Origin of the sequence: Escherichia sp. E2586, assembly GCF_005781105.1 — a bacterium.
Classification (GTDB): domain Bacteria; phylum Pseudomonadota; class Gammaproteobacteria; order Enterobacterales; family Enterobacteriaceae; genus Escherichia.
In genome coordinates this window covers 25,639-43,126 of sequence record NZ_VATN01000001.1, presented here as the reverse complement: position 1 = coordinate 43,126, position 17,488 = coordinate 25,639, and the positions used below count along the sequence as shown (strand labels likewise).

At 50.9% G+C, this 17,488-nt stretch carries 16 protein-coding genes; 7 read left to right on the top strand and 9 right to left on the bottom strand.

The window, feature by feature from the left end:
* The first annotated feature begins 70 nt into the window (after positions 1–70).
* The 5 genes from tnaB to yieF all read left to right on the top strand — a co-directional run bounded on the left by tnaB (position 71) and on the right by yieF (position 5,228).
* Positions 71–1,318, top strand: coding sequence for a low affinity tryptophan permease TnaB (gene tnaB, locus FEK50_RS00200; protein ID WP_130261116.1), 1,248 nt, complete (start codon positions 71–73; stop codon positions 1,316–1,318).
* Positions 1,319–1,625: 307 nt separating this feature from the next.
* Entirely contained in the window at positions 1,626–2,801 is a 1,176-nt protein-coding gene (gene mdtL, locus FEK50_RS00195; protein WP_131161519.1) for a multidrug efflux MFS transporter MdtL, read from the top strand.
* On the top strand, positions 2,776–3,735 hold the full coding sequence (gene yidZ, locus FEK50_RS00190; protein ID WP_131161518.1) for an HTH-type transcriptional regulator YidZ: 960 nt from the start codon (positions 2,776–2,778) through the stop codon (positions 3,733–3,735). The genes mdtL and yidZ overlap by 26 nt, the downstream gene beginning before the upstream one ends.
* A gap of 155 nt (positions 3,736–3,890) precedes the next feature.
* Positions 3,891–4,640, top strand: a complete 750-nt coding sequence (locus FEK50_RS00185; protein WP_130206812.1) for a 4'-phosphopantetheinyl transferase superfamily protein — start codon at positions 3,891–3,893, stop codon at positions 4,638–4,640.
* Positions 4,641–4,661: 21 nt separating this feature from the next.
* The gene (gene yieF / locus FEK50_RS00180; RefSeq protein WP_130235770.1) at positions 4,662–5,228 is read left to right on the top strand and encodes a class I chromate reductase YieF; all 567 of its coding nucleotides are present in this window, start codon (positions 4,662–4,664) and stop codon (positions 5,226–5,228) included.
* A 53-nt stretch (positions 5,229–5,281) separates the two neighbouring features.
* On the opposite strand, the gene adeP is transcribed toward yieF, so the two are convergent.
* Positions 5,282–6,619 carry an adenine permease AdeP gene (gene adeP, locus FEK50_RS00175; protein ID WP_064525932.1) on the bottom strand — a complete coding sequence of 446 codons (1,338 nt, stop codon included), beginning with the start codon at positions 6,617–6,619 and terminating at the stop codon, positions 5,282–5,284.
* A 166-nt stretch (positions 6,620–6,785) separates the two neighbouring features.
* On the opposite strand from adeP, the gene yieH reads away from it, so the two are divergent.
* Positions 6,786–7,451 carry a 6-phosphogluconate phosphatase gene (gene yieH, locus FEK50_RS00170; RefSeq protein ID WP_131161517.1) on the top strand — a complete coding sequence of 222 codons (666 nt, stop codon included), beginning with the start codon at positions 6,786–6,788 and terminating at the stop codon, positions 7,449–7,451.
* A 196-nt stretch (positions 7,452–7,647) separates the two neighbouring features.
* Positions 7,648–8,235 carry a PF03691 family colicin E2 tolerance protein CbrC gene (gene cbrC / locus FEK50_RS00165; RefSeq protein ID WP_131161516.1) on the top strand — a complete coding sequence of 196 codons (588 nt, stop codon included), beginning with the start codon at positions 7,648–7,650 and terminating at the stop codon, positions 8,233–8,235.
* A gap of 59 nt (positions 8,236–8,294) precedes the next feature.
* Here the strand turns inward: cbrC and phoU are convergent, their stop codons facing one another.
* The 8 genes from phoU to FEK50_RS00125 form a co-directional block, all read right to left on the bottom strand.
* Positions 8,295–9,020, bottom strand: coding sequence for a phosphate signaling complex protein PhoU (gene phoU / locus FEK50_RS00160; protein WP_130206818.1), 726 nt, complete (start codon positions 9,018–9,020; stop codon positions 8,295–8,297).
* 14 nt (positions 9,021–9,034) lie between these two features.
* Positions 9,035–9,808 (bottom strand): phosphate ABC transporter ATP-binding protein PstB, encoded by a 774-nt coding sequence (pstB, locus tag FEK50_RS00155; RefSeq protein WP_000063126.1) that lies wholly within the window; start codon positions 9,806–9,808, stop codon positions 9,035–9,037.
* A 90-nt stretch (positions 9,809–9,898) separates the two neighbouring features.
* Positions 9,899–10,789, bottom strand: coding sequence for a phosphate ABC transporter permease PstA (gene pstA, locus FEK50_RS00150; RefSeq protein WP_001251991.1), 891 nt, complete (start codon positions 10,787–10,789; stop codon positions 9,899–9,901).
* Positions 10,789–11,748: a phosphate ABC transporter permease PstC gene (gene pstC, locus FEK50_RS00145; RefSeq protein WP_000741620.1), complete on the bottom strand. Its 960-nt coding sequence runs from the start codon at positions 11,746–11,748 to the stop codon at positions 10,789–10,791. Before pstC ends, pstA begins: the two co-directional genes overlap by 1 nt.
* Before the next feature lie 85 nt (positions 11,749–11,833).
* Positions 11,834–12,874: a phosphate ABC transporter substrate-binding protein PstS gene (gene pstS / locus FEK50_RS00140; protein WP_130206820.1), complete on the bottom strand. Its 1,041-nt coding sequence runs from the start codon at positions 12,872–12,874 to the stop codon at positions 11,834–11,836.
* Positions 12,875–13,318: 444 nt separating this feature from the next.
* Positions 13,319–15,148, bottom strand: a complete 1,830-nt coding sequence (glmS, locus tag FEK50_RS00135) for a glutamine--fructose-6-phosphate transaminase (isomerizing) (protein ID WP_131161515.1) — start codon at positions 15,146–15,148, stop codon at positions 13,319–13,321.
* Between the two features lie 162 nt (positions 15,149–15,310).
* Complete coding sequence (gene glmU, locus FEK50_RS00130; protein ID WP_130261122.1) at positions 15,311–16,681, bottom strand: bifunctional UDP-N-acetylglucosamine diphosphorylase/glucosamine-1-phosphate N-acetyltransferase GlmU; 1,371 nt, start codon at positions 16,679–16,681, stop codon at positions 15,311–15,313.
* Between the two features lie 387 nt (positions 16,682–17,068).
* Positions 17,069–17,488: a F0F1 ATP synthase subunit epsilon gene (locus tag FEK50_RS00125; protein ID WP_001251965.1), complete on the bottom strand. Its 420-nt coding sequence runs from the start codon at positions 17,486–17,488 to the stop codon at positions 17,069–17,071.

Here is a 17,488-nt window from a genome sequence, read left to right as displayed (position 1 = left end):
AAGGATGTTAGCCACTCTATTTCCCCTACATCCTCAATAACAAAAATAGCCTTCCTCTAAAGGTGGCATCATGACTGATCAATCAGAAAAAAAGCACTCTGCATTTTGGGGTGTTATGGTTATAGCCGGTACAGTAATTGGCGGTGGGATGTTTGCTTTACCTGTTGACCTTGCCGGTGCCTGGTTTTTTTGGGGCGCTTTTATTCTTATTATCGCCTGGTTTTCAATGTTACATTCAGGGCTATTATTATTAGAAGCAAACTTAAATTATCCCGTCGGCTCCAGTTTTAACACCATCACCAAAGATTTAATTGGCAACACCTGGAACATTATTAGCGGTATTACCGTTGCCTTCGTTCTCTATATTCTCACTTATGCTTATATCTCTGCTAACGGCGCAATCATTAGCGAAACGATATCGATGAATTTGGGTTATCACGCTAATCCACGCATTGTCGGGATCTGTACGGCCATTTTCGTTGCCAGCGTATTGTGGATAAGCTCTTTAGCCGCCAGTCGTATTACCTCGTTGTTCCTCGGGCTGAAGATTATCTCCTTTGTGATCGTGTTTGGTTCATTCTTCTTCCAGGTCGATTATTCCATTCTGCGCGATTCCACCAGCACCACTGCGGGAACGTCTTACTTCCCGTATATCTTTATGGCTTTGCCGGTGTGTCTGGCGTCATTTGGTTTCCACGGCAATATTCCCAGTCTGATTATTTGCTATGGCAAAAAGAAAGATAAACTAATCAAAAGCGTGGTTTTCGGCTCGCTGCTGGCACTGGTGATTTATCTCTTCTGGCTTTATTGCACGATGGGGAATATCTCGCGAGAAAGTTTTAAAGCGATCATCTCCTCGGGCGGCAACGTTGATTCACTGGTAAAAACGTTCCTCGGCACCAAACAGCATGGCATTATCGAATTTTGCCTGCTGGTGTTCTCCAACTTAGCTGTCGCCAGTTCGTTTTTTGGCGTCACGCTTGGGCTGTTCGATTACCTGGCGGATCTGTTTAAGATTGATAACTCCCACGGCGGACGTTTCAAAACCGTGCTGTTAACCTTCCTGCCACCCGCTTTGTTGTATCTCGTCTTCCCGAATGGCTTTATTTACGGGATTGGCGGTGCCGGACTGTGCGCCACCATCTGGGCGGTCATTATCCCTGCGGTACTGGCAATCAAAGCTCGCAAGAAGTTTCCCAATCAGATATTCACGGTCTGGGGCGGCAATCTTATTCCGGCGATTGTCATTATCTTTGGTATCACCGTGATTTTGTGCTGGTTCGGCAACGTCTTTAACGTGTTACCTAAATTTGGCTAAGCCCTTAAAGAAGCCAGCGGTCATTCGCTGGCTTAAGACTGATGACAAACGTAAAATTGCCTGATGCGCTACGCTTATCAGGCCTACCTTATCCCTGTAATGTTTTGAATTTGCGTATTTTCGTAGGCCGGATAGGGCGTCCACGCCGCATCCGGCATGAATAAAGTGCACTTTATCAACAACCTGAAGCCAGCCATCCACTGGCTTCTTGCCTGAAAGGAAATCTCTTTTGTCCAAATGGCAACTCGCCTGATTCTCCTTCACCACGTATGCTTTGCGTCACCTTCCCGTCAGGACGCTTTATCCTATGTCCCGCTTTTTAATTTGTAGTTTTGCCCTGGTTTTACTCTATCCCGCAGGTATTGATATGTACCTGGTCGGCTTACCGCGCATCGCCGCCGATCTCAATGCCAGCGAAGCGCAGTTGCATATTGCGTTCTCCGTTTACCTTGCGGGGATGGCAGCAGCAATGTTATTTGCCGGTAAAGTGGCCGACCGTTCAGGGAGAAAACCTGTCGCCATCCCCGGCGCGGCGCTATTTATTATCGCCTCTGTGCTCTGTTCACTGGCTGAAACCAGTGCGTTATTTCTTGCAGGACGCTTTCTGCAGGGACTCGGCGCGGGCTGTTGTTACGTGGTGGCATTCGCGATTTTACGCGACACGCTGGACGATCGACGTCGGGCAAAAGTGCTGTCATTACTCAACGGCATTACCTGCATCATTCCGGTGTTAGCGCCAGTGCTTGGCCACCTGATTATGCTTAAGTTCCCGTGGCAGAGCCTGTTCTGGGTAATGGCGCTGATGGGTGTCGCGGTACTCATGTTGTCATTGTTTATTTTAAAAGAAACCCGCCCTGCGGCACCTGCCGCTTCGGGCAAAACACGAGAAAATACCGAGTCGTTGCTTAACCGCTTTTTCCTCAGCCGAGTGCTTATCACCACCCTCAGCGTCTCAGTCATCCTTACCTTCGTGAATACGTCGCCAGTATTGCTGATGGAAATCATGGGCTTTGCGCGCGGAGAATACGCCACCATTATGGCGTTGACCGCTGGCGTCAGCATGACCGTTTCATTTTCTACGCCATTTGCGCTGGGAATTTTTAAGCCACGTACGTTGATGATCACCTCGCAGGTGTTATTTCTGGCGGCGGGAATCATCCTTGCAGTTTCGCCTTCCCATGCAGTTTCGCTGTTTGGCATCACGTTGATTTGCGCTGGTTTTTCGGTGGGATTCGGCGTGGCAATGAGTCAGGCATTAGGGCCGTTTTCATTACGCGCGGGCGTAGCCAGTTCGACATTAGGCATTGCACAGGTTTGCGGTTCATCACTGTGGATTTGGCTAGCGGCGGTAGTCGGCGTAGGCGCATGGAATATGCTGATCGGGATTCTGATTGCCTGTAGCATAGTGAGCCTGTTGCTGATTATGCTCGTCGCGCCTGGACGCCCCGTTACCGCTCATGAAGAAATCCATCACCACACTTGATCTGAATTTGCTGCTCTGCCTGCAACTGCTGATGCAGGAGCGCAGCGTGACCAAAGCGGCGAAGCGGATGAATGTGACGCCTTCGGCGGTGAGCAAATCTCTGGCAAAGCTTCGGATATGGTTTGATGACCTGCTCTTTGTGAACTCACCGCTGGGCCTGACGCCAACGCCGCTGATGGTCAGCATGGAGCAAAATCTGGCGGAGTGGATGCAAATGAGCAATTTGCTGCTGGATAAACCGCAACACCAAACGCCACGTGGTCTGAAGTTTGAGCTGGCAGCAGAATCGCCGCTGATGATGATTATGTTTAATGCGCTGTCGAAACATATTTACCAACGTTACCCACAGGCGACGATTAAACTACGCAACTGGGATTATGACTCGTTGGATGCAATTATTCGTGGCGAAGTGGATATCGGCTTTACCGGACGAGAAAGCCACCCTCGCTCGCGAGAACAGCTTAGTCTTCTGCCGTTGTCTATTGATTATGACGTATTATTTACAGACTTACCGTGCGTCTGGTTACGCAAAGATCATCCGGCGCTGCGTGAAGAATGGGATCTGGATACTTTTTTACGTTATCCACATATCAGCATTTGCTGGGAACAGAGCGATACCTGGGCGCTGGACAATGTGTTGCAGGAATCAGGACGCGAACGCACGATTGCCATGAGTCTGCCGGAATTCGAGCAGTCACTATTTATGGCGGCGCAGCCCGACAATCTGCTACTGGCGACCGCACCGCGCTACTGTCAGTACTACAACCAACTCCACCAGCTTCCACTGGTTGCACTCCCTCTCCCGTTTGACGAAATCCAGCAAAAAAAGCTGGAAGTGCCGTTTACTCTGCTGTGGCACAAACGGAACAGCCATAACCCGAAGATCGTCTGGTTACGGGAAACCATTAAAAATCTTTACGCCTCGATGGCATAATTAAATCGTATAAAATGCGACCACATTTCGCGATAAAATGTAAAAAACATGTAATAGATTTGTCTGAATCGAACTTTTCGCCGCTTTAGTCTGTCCATAATTTTAGTAAATGATTACTCTGTATTCATAATGGACCATTAAGCATGGAGCGAAAAATGGCGACTCACTTTGCCCGAGGGATTTTAACGGAAGGACACCTGATATCTGTTCGTCTACCCTCCCAGTGTCATCAAGAAGCCCTAAATCTTCCCCCTCATCGTCAAAGTCGTTTCCTGGCGTCCAGAGGTTTACTCGCAGAACTGATGTTCTTGCTGTACGGCATTAGTGAATTGCCGGAAATCGTCACCCAGGCTAAAGGAAAACCGGTTTTCCACGATAAAAATTTACCATCATTTTCAATAGCCTATGCCGGAAACATGGTCGGAGTGGCGTTAACAACTGAAGGTGAATGTGGCCTCGATATGGAACTACAGCGCGCGACTCGCGGGTTTCATAGCCCTCACGCGCCCGATAACCATGCTTTTTCCAGCAATGAATCACTATGGATCAGTAAGCAAAACGATCCTAACGAAGCGCGAGCGCAGCTCATCACGCTGCGCCGAAGCGTGCTAAAACTTACCGGTGATGTTTTGAATGACGACCCGCGAAATCTGCAGTTGATGCCCATTGCGGGACGCCTGAAATGTGCCCATGTAAATCATGTAGAAGCGATATGCGACGCAGAGGAAGTGCTGGTATGGTCCGTGGCGGTCAGCCCAGCGATTGAAAAGCTCAATGTCTGGGAGTTTGATGGCAAGCAAGGCTGGAAAAGCCTGCCGGATATTCACAGCCGCGCCAATAATCCAACCAGCCGGATGATGCGTTTTGCCCAGCTCTCTACCGTGAAGTCATTTTTGCCAAATTGATAGACAACCACAGGAGTCATCATGTCTGAAAAATTGAAGGTGGTTACGTTATTGGGAAGCCTGCGCAAAGGTTCATTTAATGGCATGGTTGCACGTACGCTGCCGAAAATTGCCCCAGCGGGTATGGAAGTTAACGCGTTGCCATCTATTGCTGACATTCCCTTATATGACGCAGACGTACAGCAGGAAGACGGTTTTCCAGCAACGGTTGAAGCTCTGGCGGAACAGATTCGTCAGGCAGATGGTGTGGTGATCGTGACGCCGGAATATAACTACTCGGTGCCGGGTGGACTGAAAAATGCCATCGACTGGCTTTCCCGCCTGCCCGATCAGCCATTGGCCGGTAAACCGGTGTTGATTCAGACCAGCTCAATGGGCGTAATTGGCGGCGCACGCTGTCAGTATCACCTGCGCCAGATTCTGGTCTTCCTGGATGCAATGGTAATGAACAAACCAGAGTTTATGGGCGGCGTGATTCAGAACAAAGTCGATCCGCAGACAGGAGAAGTGATTGATCAGGGAACGCTAGACCACCTGACCGGGCAGTTGACCGCATTTGGCGAGTTTATTCAACGCGTTAAGATCTAAATAAAAAACCCGCCAGCAATCATGCATGGCGGGTTTTTAACGCGCTATCGATTTTAGTGGGCGTCGATAAAGACAATTTTCAGCACAAACAGCAGCGCCACGATAATCACGCACGGGCTAAGGTCGCGCAGACGGCCTGTACCGATTTTCATCACGCAGTAGGAGATAAAGCCCAGCGCAATACCTTCGGTAATCGAGAAGCTAAACGGCATCATCACGGCAGTAATAAACGCCGGAACGGATTCGGTGAGATCCTGCCATTTCACACGCGCAAGACTTGAGGTCATCAGTACGCCAACGTAAATCAGCGCGCCAGCCGCGGCGTAGCCAGGCACCATCCCCGCCAGCGGCGACAGGAAGATAACCAGCAGGAACAGCAAACCAACAACCACTGCCGTCAGACCAGTACGCCCACCAACGGAAACGCCGGAGGAGGACTCAATATACGCCGTAACAGAAGACGTACCGATAAACGAACCGGTCACGGAAGAGATACTGTCGACATACAGCGCCTGCTTCATGCGCGGGAATTTACCTTTCTCATCCGCCAGACCTGCTTTATCAGTCACGCCAATCAGCGTACCGGAGGAGTCAAACAGGTTAACCAGCATGAAAGAGAAAATCACGCCAGCCAGTCCGAGGTTGAATGAACCAGCTAAATCCACATGCCCCACCACGGTCATCACGCTCGGCGGCGCGGAGACAATGCCGTTGTAGTGCACATCACCCAACATCCAGCCCAGCAGCGTTGTCACCACGATAGAAACCAGCACCGCTGCGTGAATGTTACGTGAAGCCAGAATGGCGATGATGAAGAAGCCGAGGATACCCAGCAGCACACTGTGAGAAGTCAGATTACCGATACTCACCAGCGTTTCCGGATTAGCGACAATCACACCTGCGTTTTTCAGCCCCATCATGCCAATGAACAGGCCGATACCGCTGGTGATCCCCACACGCAGACTCACCGGGATGTTGGCAATCATCCAGTAGCGAACACGGAAGATTGTCAGTAACAGCAGACCAATTGCGCCCCAGAAGATTGCACCCATCCCGACCTGCCACGGTAAGCCCATCGCCTGCACAACGACAAAGGCGAAGAATGCGTTCAGGCCCATAGCTGGTGCTAGCGCAACTGGAAGATTAGCAAACAGCCCCATCAGAATACTGCCGAACGCAGCAATCAGACAGGTGGTGACGAAGACGGCGCTGGTGTCCATGCCAGCAACGCCGAGAATTTGCGGGTTAACAAAAACGATGTAAACCATCGTCAGGAAGGTGGTAAAACCGGCGATCACTTCGGTCCGTGCCGTCGTGCCATGTTCGCGCAGTTTAAACACGCGTTCCAGCATCCCCTGGCCAGAAGCCTGGGTTGTGTGTTGTTGACTCATTATCTATTTCCGAACAAGGAGGGAAAATACGTCGCTATCGTATACCAAAATGAGACAATATGGACGGCTGAAGATAACTTTTTTTCATTGTATTTGCTTATACGGCAACGATTGCGTCATGCGAATATGCATGACGAAAACGTTAAACTAACGATAAAGGAAAGACATGTCCCAGATAGAAGCGGTATTTTTCGACTGCGACGGTACGCTGGTCGACAGTGAGGTTATTTGCTCTCGAGCCTATGTCACGATGTTCAGGGAATTTGGCATTAACGTTGACCTTGAAGAAATTTTTACCCGCTTTAAAGGCGTAAAACTCTACGAAATCATCGACATCATTAGCAAAGAACAGGGCGTAAAAATGGTCCGTGCCGATGCCGAACACGTTTACCGTGCGGAAGTGGCGCGCCTGTTTGATAGCGAGCTTGAGGTGATTGCAGGAGCGAACGAATTGCTGGCTAGTGTGAAAGTGCCGATGTGCGTCGTCTCTAACGGTCCGGTCAGCAAGATGCAGCATTCGCTTGGTAAGCTCAATATGCTGCACTATTTCCCGGAAAAGTTGTTCAGTGGCTATGACATCCAACGCTGGAAGCCCGACCCGGCGTTAATGTTCCATGCGGCAAAAGCGATGAATGTGAACGTTGAAAACTGCATTCTGGTCGATGACTCCAGCGCCGGTGCGCAGTCAGGAATCGATGCCGGTATGGAGGTGTTTTACTTCTGCGCTGACCCGCACAATAAGCCGATCGTTCATCCGAAAGTCACCACCTTTACCGAGTTGGCGCAGTTACCTGCTCTGTGGAAGGCACGAGGCTGGGATATTACGGCATAACGCTTCAAACTCCCTTCACTTACTCCACCCGGCAAGGCGCTCAAAGGTAAGCAAAGGGAGTTTGATATGTCAGTTCAACGTCGGGTAATGCATCACGCGTCTACCAGGATTCGGTATTTAATGTCCGAAAACAGACTCTTTAAGCTAAGCGGGATACTTTATCTTGGGGCTACTCAAAAGCAGACAGGATGTTTCTATGACTCAAAATATCAGGCCGTTACCCCTATTCAAATATCATCCAAAATCACTGGAAACAGGCGCGTTTAAGCAGGATAAAACCGTAGAGTGCGATTGCTGTGAACAACCGACGTCAGTTTATTACTCTGGTCCTTTTTATTGTGTTGATGAAGTTGAATATCTCTGTCCGTGGTGCATTGCGGACGGTTCTGCGGCAGAAAAGTTTGCAGGTAGTTTTCAGGATGATACAAACATCGAAGGCGTTGAATTTGAGTATGATGAAGAGGACGAATTTGCTGGTGTTAAGAACACATATCCTGACGAAATGCTGAAAGAGTTGGTTGAACGCACGCCAGGTTATCATGGATGGCAGCAGGAATTCTGGCTCGCACATTGTGGCGATTTCTGTGCTTTTATCGGCTATGTGGGCTGGAATGAGATAAAAGATCGCCTCGATGAGTTTGCCAATCTTGAAGAAGATTGTGAAAATTTCGGTATTAAAAATTCAGATCTAGCTAAATGTTTGCAAAACGGCGGTGATTGTCAGGGGTATCTGTTCCGCTGTCTCCACTGCGGCAAGCTGAGACTGTGGGGCGATTTTTCGTAATGCTACTCTGTCCGGTAAGTTTTACCGGACAGAGTGCCTGGTGCAGCGCACGCTTAGCGTTACGCTTTCGAATCTTTCTCTGCCAGCAATTTATCCAACTCATCGCCGCCGACGTGACGGAAATCCTGCCCCTTCACGTAGTAGAAGATGTATTCGCAGATATTCTGGCAGCGGTCACCGATACGTTCGATTGAACGTGCGCAGAACAACGCAGTAAGTACGCTCGGAATGGTGCGCGAATCTTCCATCATGTAGGTCATCAACTGACGAACAATCCCTTCGTACTCCTGATCGACTTTTTTATCTTCACGATAAATACGCACCGCTTCGTCAATATCCATGCGCGCAAACGCGTCCAGCACATCATGCAGCATCTGGATAGTGTGACGCCCCAGTGATTCCAGGCTTACCAGCAACGGCTGATGCTGCTGGGAGAATTTCTCCAGTGCAGTGCGACAGATTTTATCCGCCACGTCGCCAATACGCTCCAGTTCGGAAATGGTTTTGCTGATCACCATCACCAGACGCAGGTCGCTCGCCGTCGGCTGACGTTTGGCAATAATGCGCACGCAGGCTTCATCGATTGCCACTTCCATCATGTTGACGTTTTTATCGCCTTCGATGACCCGCTTCGCCAGATCGCTGTCCTGGTTGTGCATCGCGGTGATTGCATCAGAAAGCTGCTGCTCCACCATGCCGCCCATGGTCATCACCTGCGTGCGGATGCTTTCCAGTTCGGCGTTGAACTGGCCGGAAATATGTTTATTAAGATTGAGACTGTCCATAACGCACTCCTGAATCAACCGTAACGACCGGTGATGTAGTCTTCTGTTTGTTTCTTCGCTGGCTTGGTGAACAGATCGTCCGTGTTGCTGAACTCAATCAATTCGCCCAGATACATAAACGCCGTGTGGTCGGAACAACGCGCAGCCTGCTGCATGTTGTGGGTTACGATCACCACGGTGTAATCCTGCTTCAGTTCGGTGATCAGCTCTTCAATACGCCCGGTAGAGATGGGGTCGAGCGCCGAACACGGTTCGTCGAGCAGCAGCACTTCCGGGCGAATGGCGATACCACGCGCAATGCACAGACGCTGTTGCTGACCGCCAGAGAGAGAGTAACCGCTCTGGTGCAATTTATCTTTGGTTTCGTTCCACAATGCGGCTTTGGTCAATGCCCACTGCACGCGCTCGTCCATGTCAGCACGGGAGAGCTTCTCAAACAGACGCACGCCAAAGGCGATGTTGTCGTAAATGGACATCGGGAACGGCGTCGGTTTCTGGAACACCATGCCCACTTTCGCACGCAGCAGAGCGATATCCTGAGTGTTGGTCAGGATGTTGTCGCCATCGAGCAGAATTTCACCTTCCGCGCGCTGCTCTGGATACAGTTCAAACATTTTGTTGAAGGTACGCAGCAGCGTCGATTTACCGCAGCCGGACGGCCCGATAAACGCCGTAACCTGGTTTTTAGCGATATCCAGGTTGATGTTTTTCAGGGCATGGAATTTGCCGTAGTAGAAGTTCAAATTACGAACCTGAATTTTACTCGGGGCAGTTTCAACCATACTCATTGCAATCTTTTCCTCATCGTGCCTGATGCACTTCGCTAATCAGGCTTACCGTAGGCCGGATAAGGCGTTCACGCCGCATCCGGCAAAGTGTTAACCGTGTTTATTCTTCGCAAATACAACGCGCGCCAGAATGTTCAGCAGCAGTACGCACAGGGTAATGATCAACACCCCGGCCCAGGCCAGTTGCTGCCACTCGGCAAACGGGCTCATCGCAAACTTAAAGATCGTTACCGGCAGGTTGGCGATCGGTTGCATCATGTCCGTGCTCCAGAACTGGTTGGAGAGCGCGGTAAACAGCAGCGGCGCGGTTTCACCAGCAATACGGGCAATCGCCAGCAGGATACCGGTCATAATCCCGGACACCGACGCTTTCAGCGTAATCGCGGAGATCATCTTCCACTTCGGCGTACCCAGCGCATAAGCCGCTTCACGCAGGCTGTCCGGCACCAGTTTCAGCATGTTCTCGGTGGTGCGGATAACAATCGGCACCTGTAACAGCGCCAGTGCAATCACACCCGCCCAGCCGGAGAAGTGCTCCATCTGCGCCACCACGATGGTGTAAACAAACAGACCAACCACAATCGACGGCGCGGAGAGCAGAATGTCGTTAATAAAGCGAATCACTTCTGCCAGCCAGGATTTACGACCATATTCCGCCAGATAAATCCCCGCCATAATGCCCAGCGGCGTACCGAATACCGTGGCCCACAAAATTAACAGCCCGCTACCCGCCAGGGCGTTCGCCAGACCACCGCCTTCCGTATTTGGCGGCGGCGTCATTTCAGTGAACAGCGCCAGCGACATACCATCGATACCGCGAGTGATGGTGGACATTAAAATCCAGATCAGCCAGAACAGACCGAAGGCCATCGTCGCCATCGAGAGCGTCAGTGCAATACGGTTTTTGAGGCGGCGACGCGCCTGCATTTTGCGGCGGGATTCTGCCAGCGCCGCAGTGGTTTGCATTTCAACCATAGCCATTAGCGAGCCCCCTCATTCTTAGCCAGGCGCATAATCATAAATTTCGATGCAGCGAGGACGATGAAGGTAATCACAAACAGGATCAGGCCCAGTTCCATCAGTGCGGCAACGTGCAGACCGGATTCCGCTTCCGCAAATTCGTTGGCCAGCGCAGAGGTGATACTGTTGCCCGGCATGTACAGAGAGGCGCTGTCGAGCTGGTAGGTGTTACCGATGATAAAGGTCACCGCCATAGTTTCACCGAGCGCGCGCCCCAGACCCAGCATAATGCCGCCGATGACCCCATTTTTGGTGAACGGAAGAACGATACGCCAGATAACTTCCCAGGTGGTGCAGCCGATACCGTAGGCCGACTCTTTCATCATCACCGGGGTTTGTTCAAACACATCGCGCATAACTGCCGCAATGTACGGAATGATCATGATGGCGAGGATCACGCCTGCTGCGAGGATACCGATACCAAAGGCCGGGCCGGAGAACAGCGCGCCGACAATCGGGATATTCGACATGATATTGCCGACCGGCTCCTGGAAGTAAACAGCAAACAGCGGCGCGAAGATAAACAGGCCCCACATGCCGTAAACGATACTTGGAATGGCTGCCAGCAGCTCAATGGCGATACCCAGCGGGCGTTTCAGCCAGCCAGGCGCAAGCTCAGTCAGGAACAGGGCGATACCGAAACTCACCGGAACGGCGATCAGCAGCGCTATAAACGAAGTCACCAGCGTACCGTAGATCGGCACCAGCGCCCCGTAGATATCGTTCGGTGCATCCCACTCTTTGGTCCACAGGAAAGCCAGACCAAATTTCTGAATGCTCGGCCAGGAGGAGATGATCAGAGAGACAATAATGCCACCCAACATCAATAGCACAATCAGCGCCGCCAGTTTTACCAGCACGCTGAAAATTATGTCGCCCTTTTTACCCGGTGGGTTAAAAGCAGGCTTGGTTGCAGCCATAAGTTACTCTTCAGTTAAACGCGTTTACAAAGTCATTTTGTAATGCCGGATGCGGCGTTAACGCCTCATCCGGCCTGGAGTTTTATTAGTACAGCGGCTTACCGCTACTGTCTTTAATATTGGTCTTCCACGCAGCGCGAACCTGTTCAACTACGCTATCCGGCAGACTGGCATAATCCAGGTCGTTAGCCTGTTTAGCCCCGGTTTTGTACGCCCAGTCGAAGAATTTCAGCACTTCTGTGCCTTGTTCTGGTTTCTTCTGATCTTTGTGGATCAGAATGAACGTGGTAGAGGTAATAGGCCACGCATCTTCGCCTTTCTGGTTGGTCAGATCCTGAGCGAATGTTTTGCTCCAGTCTGCGCCTTTTGCCGCATTTGCGAAGTTTTCTTCGGTCGGCGCAACAGGTTTACCATCAGCGGAGATCAGTTTGGTGTACGCCAGGTTGTTCTGCTTAGCGTAAGCATATTCAACGTAACCAATCGCACCCGGCAGACGCTGAACGAACGCAGCAATACCGTCATTACCTTTGCCGCCCAGACCGGTTGGCCAGTTTACGGTAGAGCCAGAACCAATTTTGTTTTTCCACTCTTCGTTCACTTTTGCCAGGTAGCTGGTGAAGACGAAGGAAGTCCCGGAGCCATCTGCGCGGCGCACCACGGCGATGTTCTGTGAAGGCAGTTTCAGACCCGGATTCAGTTTGACGATCGCTTCGTCATCCCACTTTTTAATTTTACCCAGGTAGATGTCACCGAGGGTTTTACCATCCAGAACCAGTTCACCAGATTTCAGACCAGGCAGGTTAACCGCCAGCACCACGCCGCCAATTACGGTCGGAAACTGGAACAGACCTTCCTGAGCCAGTTTTTCGTCAGACAGCGGCGCGTCAGAAGCACCAAAATCAACGGTGTTGGCGATAATCTGTTTTACGCCACCAGAAGAACCGATACCCTGGTAGTTAACTTTATTACCGGTTTCTTTCTGGTAAGTGTCAGCCCATTTGGCATACACCGGCGCAGGGAAGGTTGCACCTGCGCCTGTCAGGCTTGCTTCTGCAAATACAGAGAAAGCGCTCATCGATAAGGTCGCGGCGACAACAGTTGCGACGGTGGTACGCATAACTTTCATAATGTCTCCTGGGAGGATTCATAAAGCATTGTTTGTTGGCTACGAGAAGCAAAATAGGACAAACAGGTGACAGTTATATGTAAGGTTTATGACAGTTTTATGACACGAAAGAAAACTCTTTTTGGCTGGTGAAAAATCAATAAGTTAGAAGTGAAAGTGACAATAGCTTGGCAGAAAAATTTTCTTTCTGTGACAGTTTAAAAATAGCTGAAGATGAGACGATGAGAGAGGGGATCGAAAAATGCCCTGCGAAAGCAGGGCATCAGATTATTGACAAAGTGCGCGTTGTTCATGCCGGATGCGGCGTGAACCTCTTATTCGGTCTACAAAATAGTGCAAATTCAATATATTGCAGTAACCACGTAGGCCTGATAAGCGTAGCGCATCAGGCAGTTTTGCGTTTGTCAGCAGTCACATGCCCTACTTACGCAGGGCATCCATTAATTACTCAACCGTAACCGATTTTGCCAGGTTACGCGGCTGGTCAACGTCGGTGCCTTTGATCAGCGCGACGTGGTAAGCCAGTAGCTGCAGCGGAACGGTGTAGAAGATCGGTGCAATAACCTCTTCCACATGCGGCATCTCGATGATGTGCATGTTATCGCTACCGACAAAACCTGCATCCTCATCGGCGAAGACGTACAACTGACCGCCACGCGCACGAACTTCTTCAATGTTGGATTTCAGTTTTTCCAACAGTTCGTTGTTCGGTGCAACGACGATAACCGGCATATTCGCGTCAATCAGCGCCAGCGGACCGTGTTTCAGTTCACCTGCAGCGTAGGCTTCAGCGTGAATGTAAGAGATCTCTTTCAGCTTCAATGCGCCTTCCAGCGCGATCGGGTACTGATCGCCACGGCCCAGGAACAGCGCGTGATGTTTGTCAGAGAAATCTTCCGCCAGGGCTTCAATTCGTTTGTCCTGAGACAGCATCTGCTCAATACGGTTCGGCAGCGCCTGCAGACCATGCACGATGTCATGTTCAATGGAGGCATCCAGACCTTTCAGGCGAGACAGCTTCGCCACCAGCATCAACAGCACAGTTAACTGGGTGGTGAATGCTTTAGTGGATGCCACGCCGATTTCCGTACCCGCGTTGGTCATTAGCGCCAGATCGGATTCGCGCACCAGAGAAGAACCCGGAACGTTACAGATTGCCAGTGAACCAAGGTAACCCAGCTCTTTCGACAGACGCAGGCCAGCCAGGGTATCCGCGGTTTCGCCAGACTGCGACAGGGTGATCATCAGGCTATTGCGGCGTACTGCAGATTTGCGATAGCGGAATTCAGAGGCGATTTCGACGTCGCACGGAATACCTGCCAGCGATTCAAACCAGTAACGGGAAACCATACCGGAGTTGTAAGAAGTACCGCAGGCGAGGATCTGAATATGCTCAACCTTCGACAGCAGTTCATCCGCGTTCGGCCCCAGCTCGCTTAAATCCACCTGGCCGTGGCTGATACGCCCGGTAAGGGTGTTTTTGATCGCGTTCGGCTGTTCGTAGATCTCTTTCTGCATGTAGTGACGGTAAATACCTTTATCGCCCGCGTCATATTGCAGATTGGATTCGATATCCTGACGTTTCACTTCCGCGCCAGATTTATCGAAGATGGTTACCGAACGGCGAGTCACTTCGGCAATATCGCCCTCTTCGAGGAAGATAAAGCGACGGGTCACCGGCAGCAGCGCCAGCTGGTCAGAAGCGATAAAGTTTTCGCCCATACCGAGGCCAATCACCAACGGACTACCAGAACGTGCCGCCAGCAGGGTATCCGGGTGACGGGTATCCATAATTACCGTGCCATAAGCGCCACGCAGCTGCGGAATAGCACGCAGAACAGCTTCACGCAGAGTGCCGCCCTGTTTCAGTTCCCAGTTCACCAGATGAGCAATAACTTCGGTGTCGGTTTCAGAAACGAAGGTATAGCCACGCGCTTTTAACTCTTCACGCAGCGGTTCATGATTTTCGATAATGCCGTTATGCACCACCACAATGTGTTCAGAAACATGCGGATGCGCATTCACTTCTGAAGGTTCGCCGTGCGTCGCCCAGCGAGTATGAGCAATACCCGTACCGCCATGCAGAGGATGTTCTTCCGCTGCCTGAGCCAGCATCTGGACTTTACCGAGACGACGCAGACGGGTCATATGACCTTCTGCGTCAACAACGGCCAGACCAGCAGAGTCATAACCGCGGTATTCCAGACGGCGTAAACCTTCAAGAAGGATTTCTGCTACATCACGTTGCGCGATCGCGCCAACAATTCCACACATAGTTTTTGATTCCGGTTTATATCGTTGTCGGTCAACCTGTATGCCCGTTTTTTCGGGCGCCCCGAGCCTTGTAGAGAGTGGGGTTATTTTTATAGTTACTGCTTGTGGGAGGGAGATTATGTTATCTCCTCATCCCTGGAGGCCGGATTTACCCAGCCAGAATTACTTTTTCTTTACCGGACGACGCCAGCCTTCTTTTTGCGACTGCGGCACGCGGCTGATCGCCAGGGCGTTTTCGCCAACATTACGCGTCACAGTTGTACCGGCAGCAATCGTCGCACCTTTACCCACCGTTACAGGAGCCACCAGCTGGGTGTCGGAACCGACAAAGACATCATCGCCGATAATGGTTTTGAATTTATTCGCTCCATCATAGTTGCAGGTAATGGTTCCCGCACCGATGTTAACGTTATCGCCGATCTCCGCATCGCCCAGGTAAGTCAGATGACCGGCTTTCGAACCTTTACCCAGACGCGCTTTTTTCATCTCAACGAAGTTACCGACGTGTGCGCCTTCCAGCAACTCAGCACCGGGGCGCAGACGGGCAAACGGGCCGATGGTACAGGCTGCTGCCAGATTAGCATCTTCCACTACGGTATACGGGCTAATTTCGCAATCATCGCCAATCACGCTATTTTTAATCACGCATCCGGTGCCGATTTTCACGCGATTACCGAGAGTAACGTTGCCCTCGATGATAACGTTAGTATCAATTTCAACATCGCGCCCGTGAGTTAGCGTACCGCGCAGATCAAAACGGGCTGGATCGCGCAACATAACGCCTGCTAACAACAGTTTTTCAGCCTGTTCGGACTGGTAAACGCGCTCCAGACGAGAGAGTTGCAGGCGGTTATTCACGCCTTCAACTTCGCTTAAACGTTGCGGGTGAACGGCAACGATTTCACGTCCTTCCTGATACGCCAGCGAAATAATATCGGTGATGTAGTATTCGCCCTGAGCGTTATTGTTGGTCAGCTTCGCCAGCCAGCGTTTCATATCTGCGCCGTTGGCGATCAGAATGCCGGTGTTGATTTCCTGAATCTGACGCTGCTCGTCGGTGGCATCTTTGTGCTCAACAATGCCGGTAACTTTGCCGTTTTCACGGGTGATACGTCCATAACCGGTCGGATCATCCAGTTTCACTGTCAGCAGGCCAATGCCGCCCTGCGGTTTAGCATCACGCAGGCGCTGGAGTGTTTCAACAGAGATCAGCGGCACGTCGCCATAGAGCATTAAAATGTCTTCATCATCGGCAAAGAAAGGTGCGGCCTGCTGCATTGCATGACCCGTACCCAGCTGTTCTGCCTGAAGCACCCAGTTAAGGTTGTCATCTTTCAGCGCCTGTTTAAGCAGATCGCCGCCGTGGCCGTAAACCAGGTGAACGTGCGCTGCACCTAATTCATTCGCGGCATCAATGACATGCTGAACCATCGCTTTCCCGGCAAGGGTATGCAGCACTTTCGGAAGATCGGAATACATGCGAGTGCCTTTGCCTGCTGCAAGGATCACTACGCTCATAGCATTATTCAACATACGCGTCCTGACTGTAATTTGAGAACGAATTTAAACCGCTTCACATTGAAAAAACTACATTTTTTTCATCGTGAAATGGACAGGGGATAAATTGCTCAATAACTGATTATCCCCGCTGGCGAAAGAGCCATTTTCGACCATCGTCACGCCTTTTGTCTTCATAAATGTAAGACACCACCTTCATTTAAGCGTCAGGCTGATGTTTTTGCTCTTATTTCGATCAATGAATAAACAGGAAAATCAGCGAAGGATTTCGCGTAATTATAAAAATGAGTTTAATTGCGGGATATAAAAATGCGCAGGATATAGCAGAACCAATCTCGCTGCGGCGCGCGAAAAAAAAGCCAGCCTGTTTCCAGACTGGCTTTTGTGCTTTTCAAGCCGGTGTTACATCGCTTTTTTGGTCAACTCGATAACGCGCAGCTGCGCGATCGCTTTGGCCAGTTCCGCAGACGCCTGAGCGTAATCTACGTCGCCGTGAGAGCTGCTAATGTGCTCTTCAGCCTTACGTTTCGCTTCCATGGCTCGCGCTTCGTCGAGATCCTGGCCGCGAATTGCGGTGTCGGCCAGAACGGTCACGTTGCCAGGCTGCACTTCAAGAATGCCGCCAGACAGATAGATAAACTCTTCGTGACCGTGCTGTTTCACGATGCGAATCATACCAGGCTTAATGGCGGTGAGCAGCGGTGCGTGGCCCGGGTAAATTCCCAGTTCACCTTCGCTACCCGTTACCTGGATTTTCTCGACCAGACCAGAGAACATTTGTTGCTCTGCGCTGACGACGTCCAGGTGGTAAGTCATTGCCAT

Coding starts and splice junctions, on each gene's coding strand:
- tnaB (WP_130261116.1), top strand. CDS start 71: ATGACTGATCAATCAGAAAAAAAGCACTCTGCATTTTGGGGTGTTATG.
- mdtL (WP_131161519.1), top strand. CDS start 1,626: ATGTCCCGCTTTTTAATTTGTAGTTTTGCCCTGGTTTTACTCTATCCC.
- yidZ (WP_131161518.1), top strand. CDS start 2,776: ATGAAGAAATCCATCACCACACTTGATCTGAATTTGCTGCTCTGCCTG.
- FEK50_RS00185 (WP_130206812.1), top strand. CDS start 3,891: ATGGCGACTCACTTTGCCCGAGGGATTTTAACGGAAGGACACCTGATA.
- yieF (WP_130235770.1), top strand. CDS start 4,662: ATGTCTGAAAAATTGAAGGTGGTTACGTTATTGGGAAGCCTGCGCAAA.
- adeP (WP_064525932.1), bottom strand. CDS start 6,619: ATGAGTCAACAACACACAACCCAGGCTTCTGGCCAGGGGATGCTGGAA.
- yieH (WP_131161517.1), top strand. CDS start 6,786: ATGTCCCAGATAGAAGCGGTATTTTTCGACTGCGACGGTACGCTGGTC.
- cbrC (WP_131161516.1), top strand. CDS start 7,648: ATGACTCAAAATATCAGGCCGTTACCCCTATTCAAATATCATCCAAAA.
- phoU (WP_130206818.1), bottom strand. CDS start 9,020: ATGGACAGTCTCAATCTTAATAAACATATTTCCGGCCAGTTCAACGCC.
- pstB (WP_000063126.1), bottom strand. CDS start 9,808: ATGAGTATGGTTGAAACTGCCCCGAGTAAAATTCAGGTTCGTAATTTG.
- pstA (WP_001251991.1), bottom strand. CDS start 10,789: ATGGCTATGGTTGAAATGCAAACCACTGCGGCGCTGGCAGAATCCCGC.
- pstC (WP_000741620.1), bottom strand. CDS start 11,748: ATGGCTGCAACCAAGCCTGCTTTTAACCCACCGGGTAAAAAGGGCGAC.
- pstS (WP_130206820.1), bottom strand. CDS start 12,874: ATGAAAGTTATGCGTACCACCGTCGCAACTGTTGTCGCCGCGACCTTA.
- glmS (WP_131161515.1), bottom strand. CDS start 15,148: ATGTGTGGAATTGTTGGCGCGATCGCGCAACGTGATGTAGCAGAAATC.
- glmU (WP_130261122.1), bottom strand. CDS start 16,681: ATGTTGAATAATGCTATGAGCGTAGTGATCCTTGCAGCAGGCAAAGGC.
- FEK50_RS00125 (WP_001251965.1), bottom strand. CDS start 17,488: ATGGCAATGACTTACCACCTGGACGTCGTCAGCGCAGAGCAACAAATG.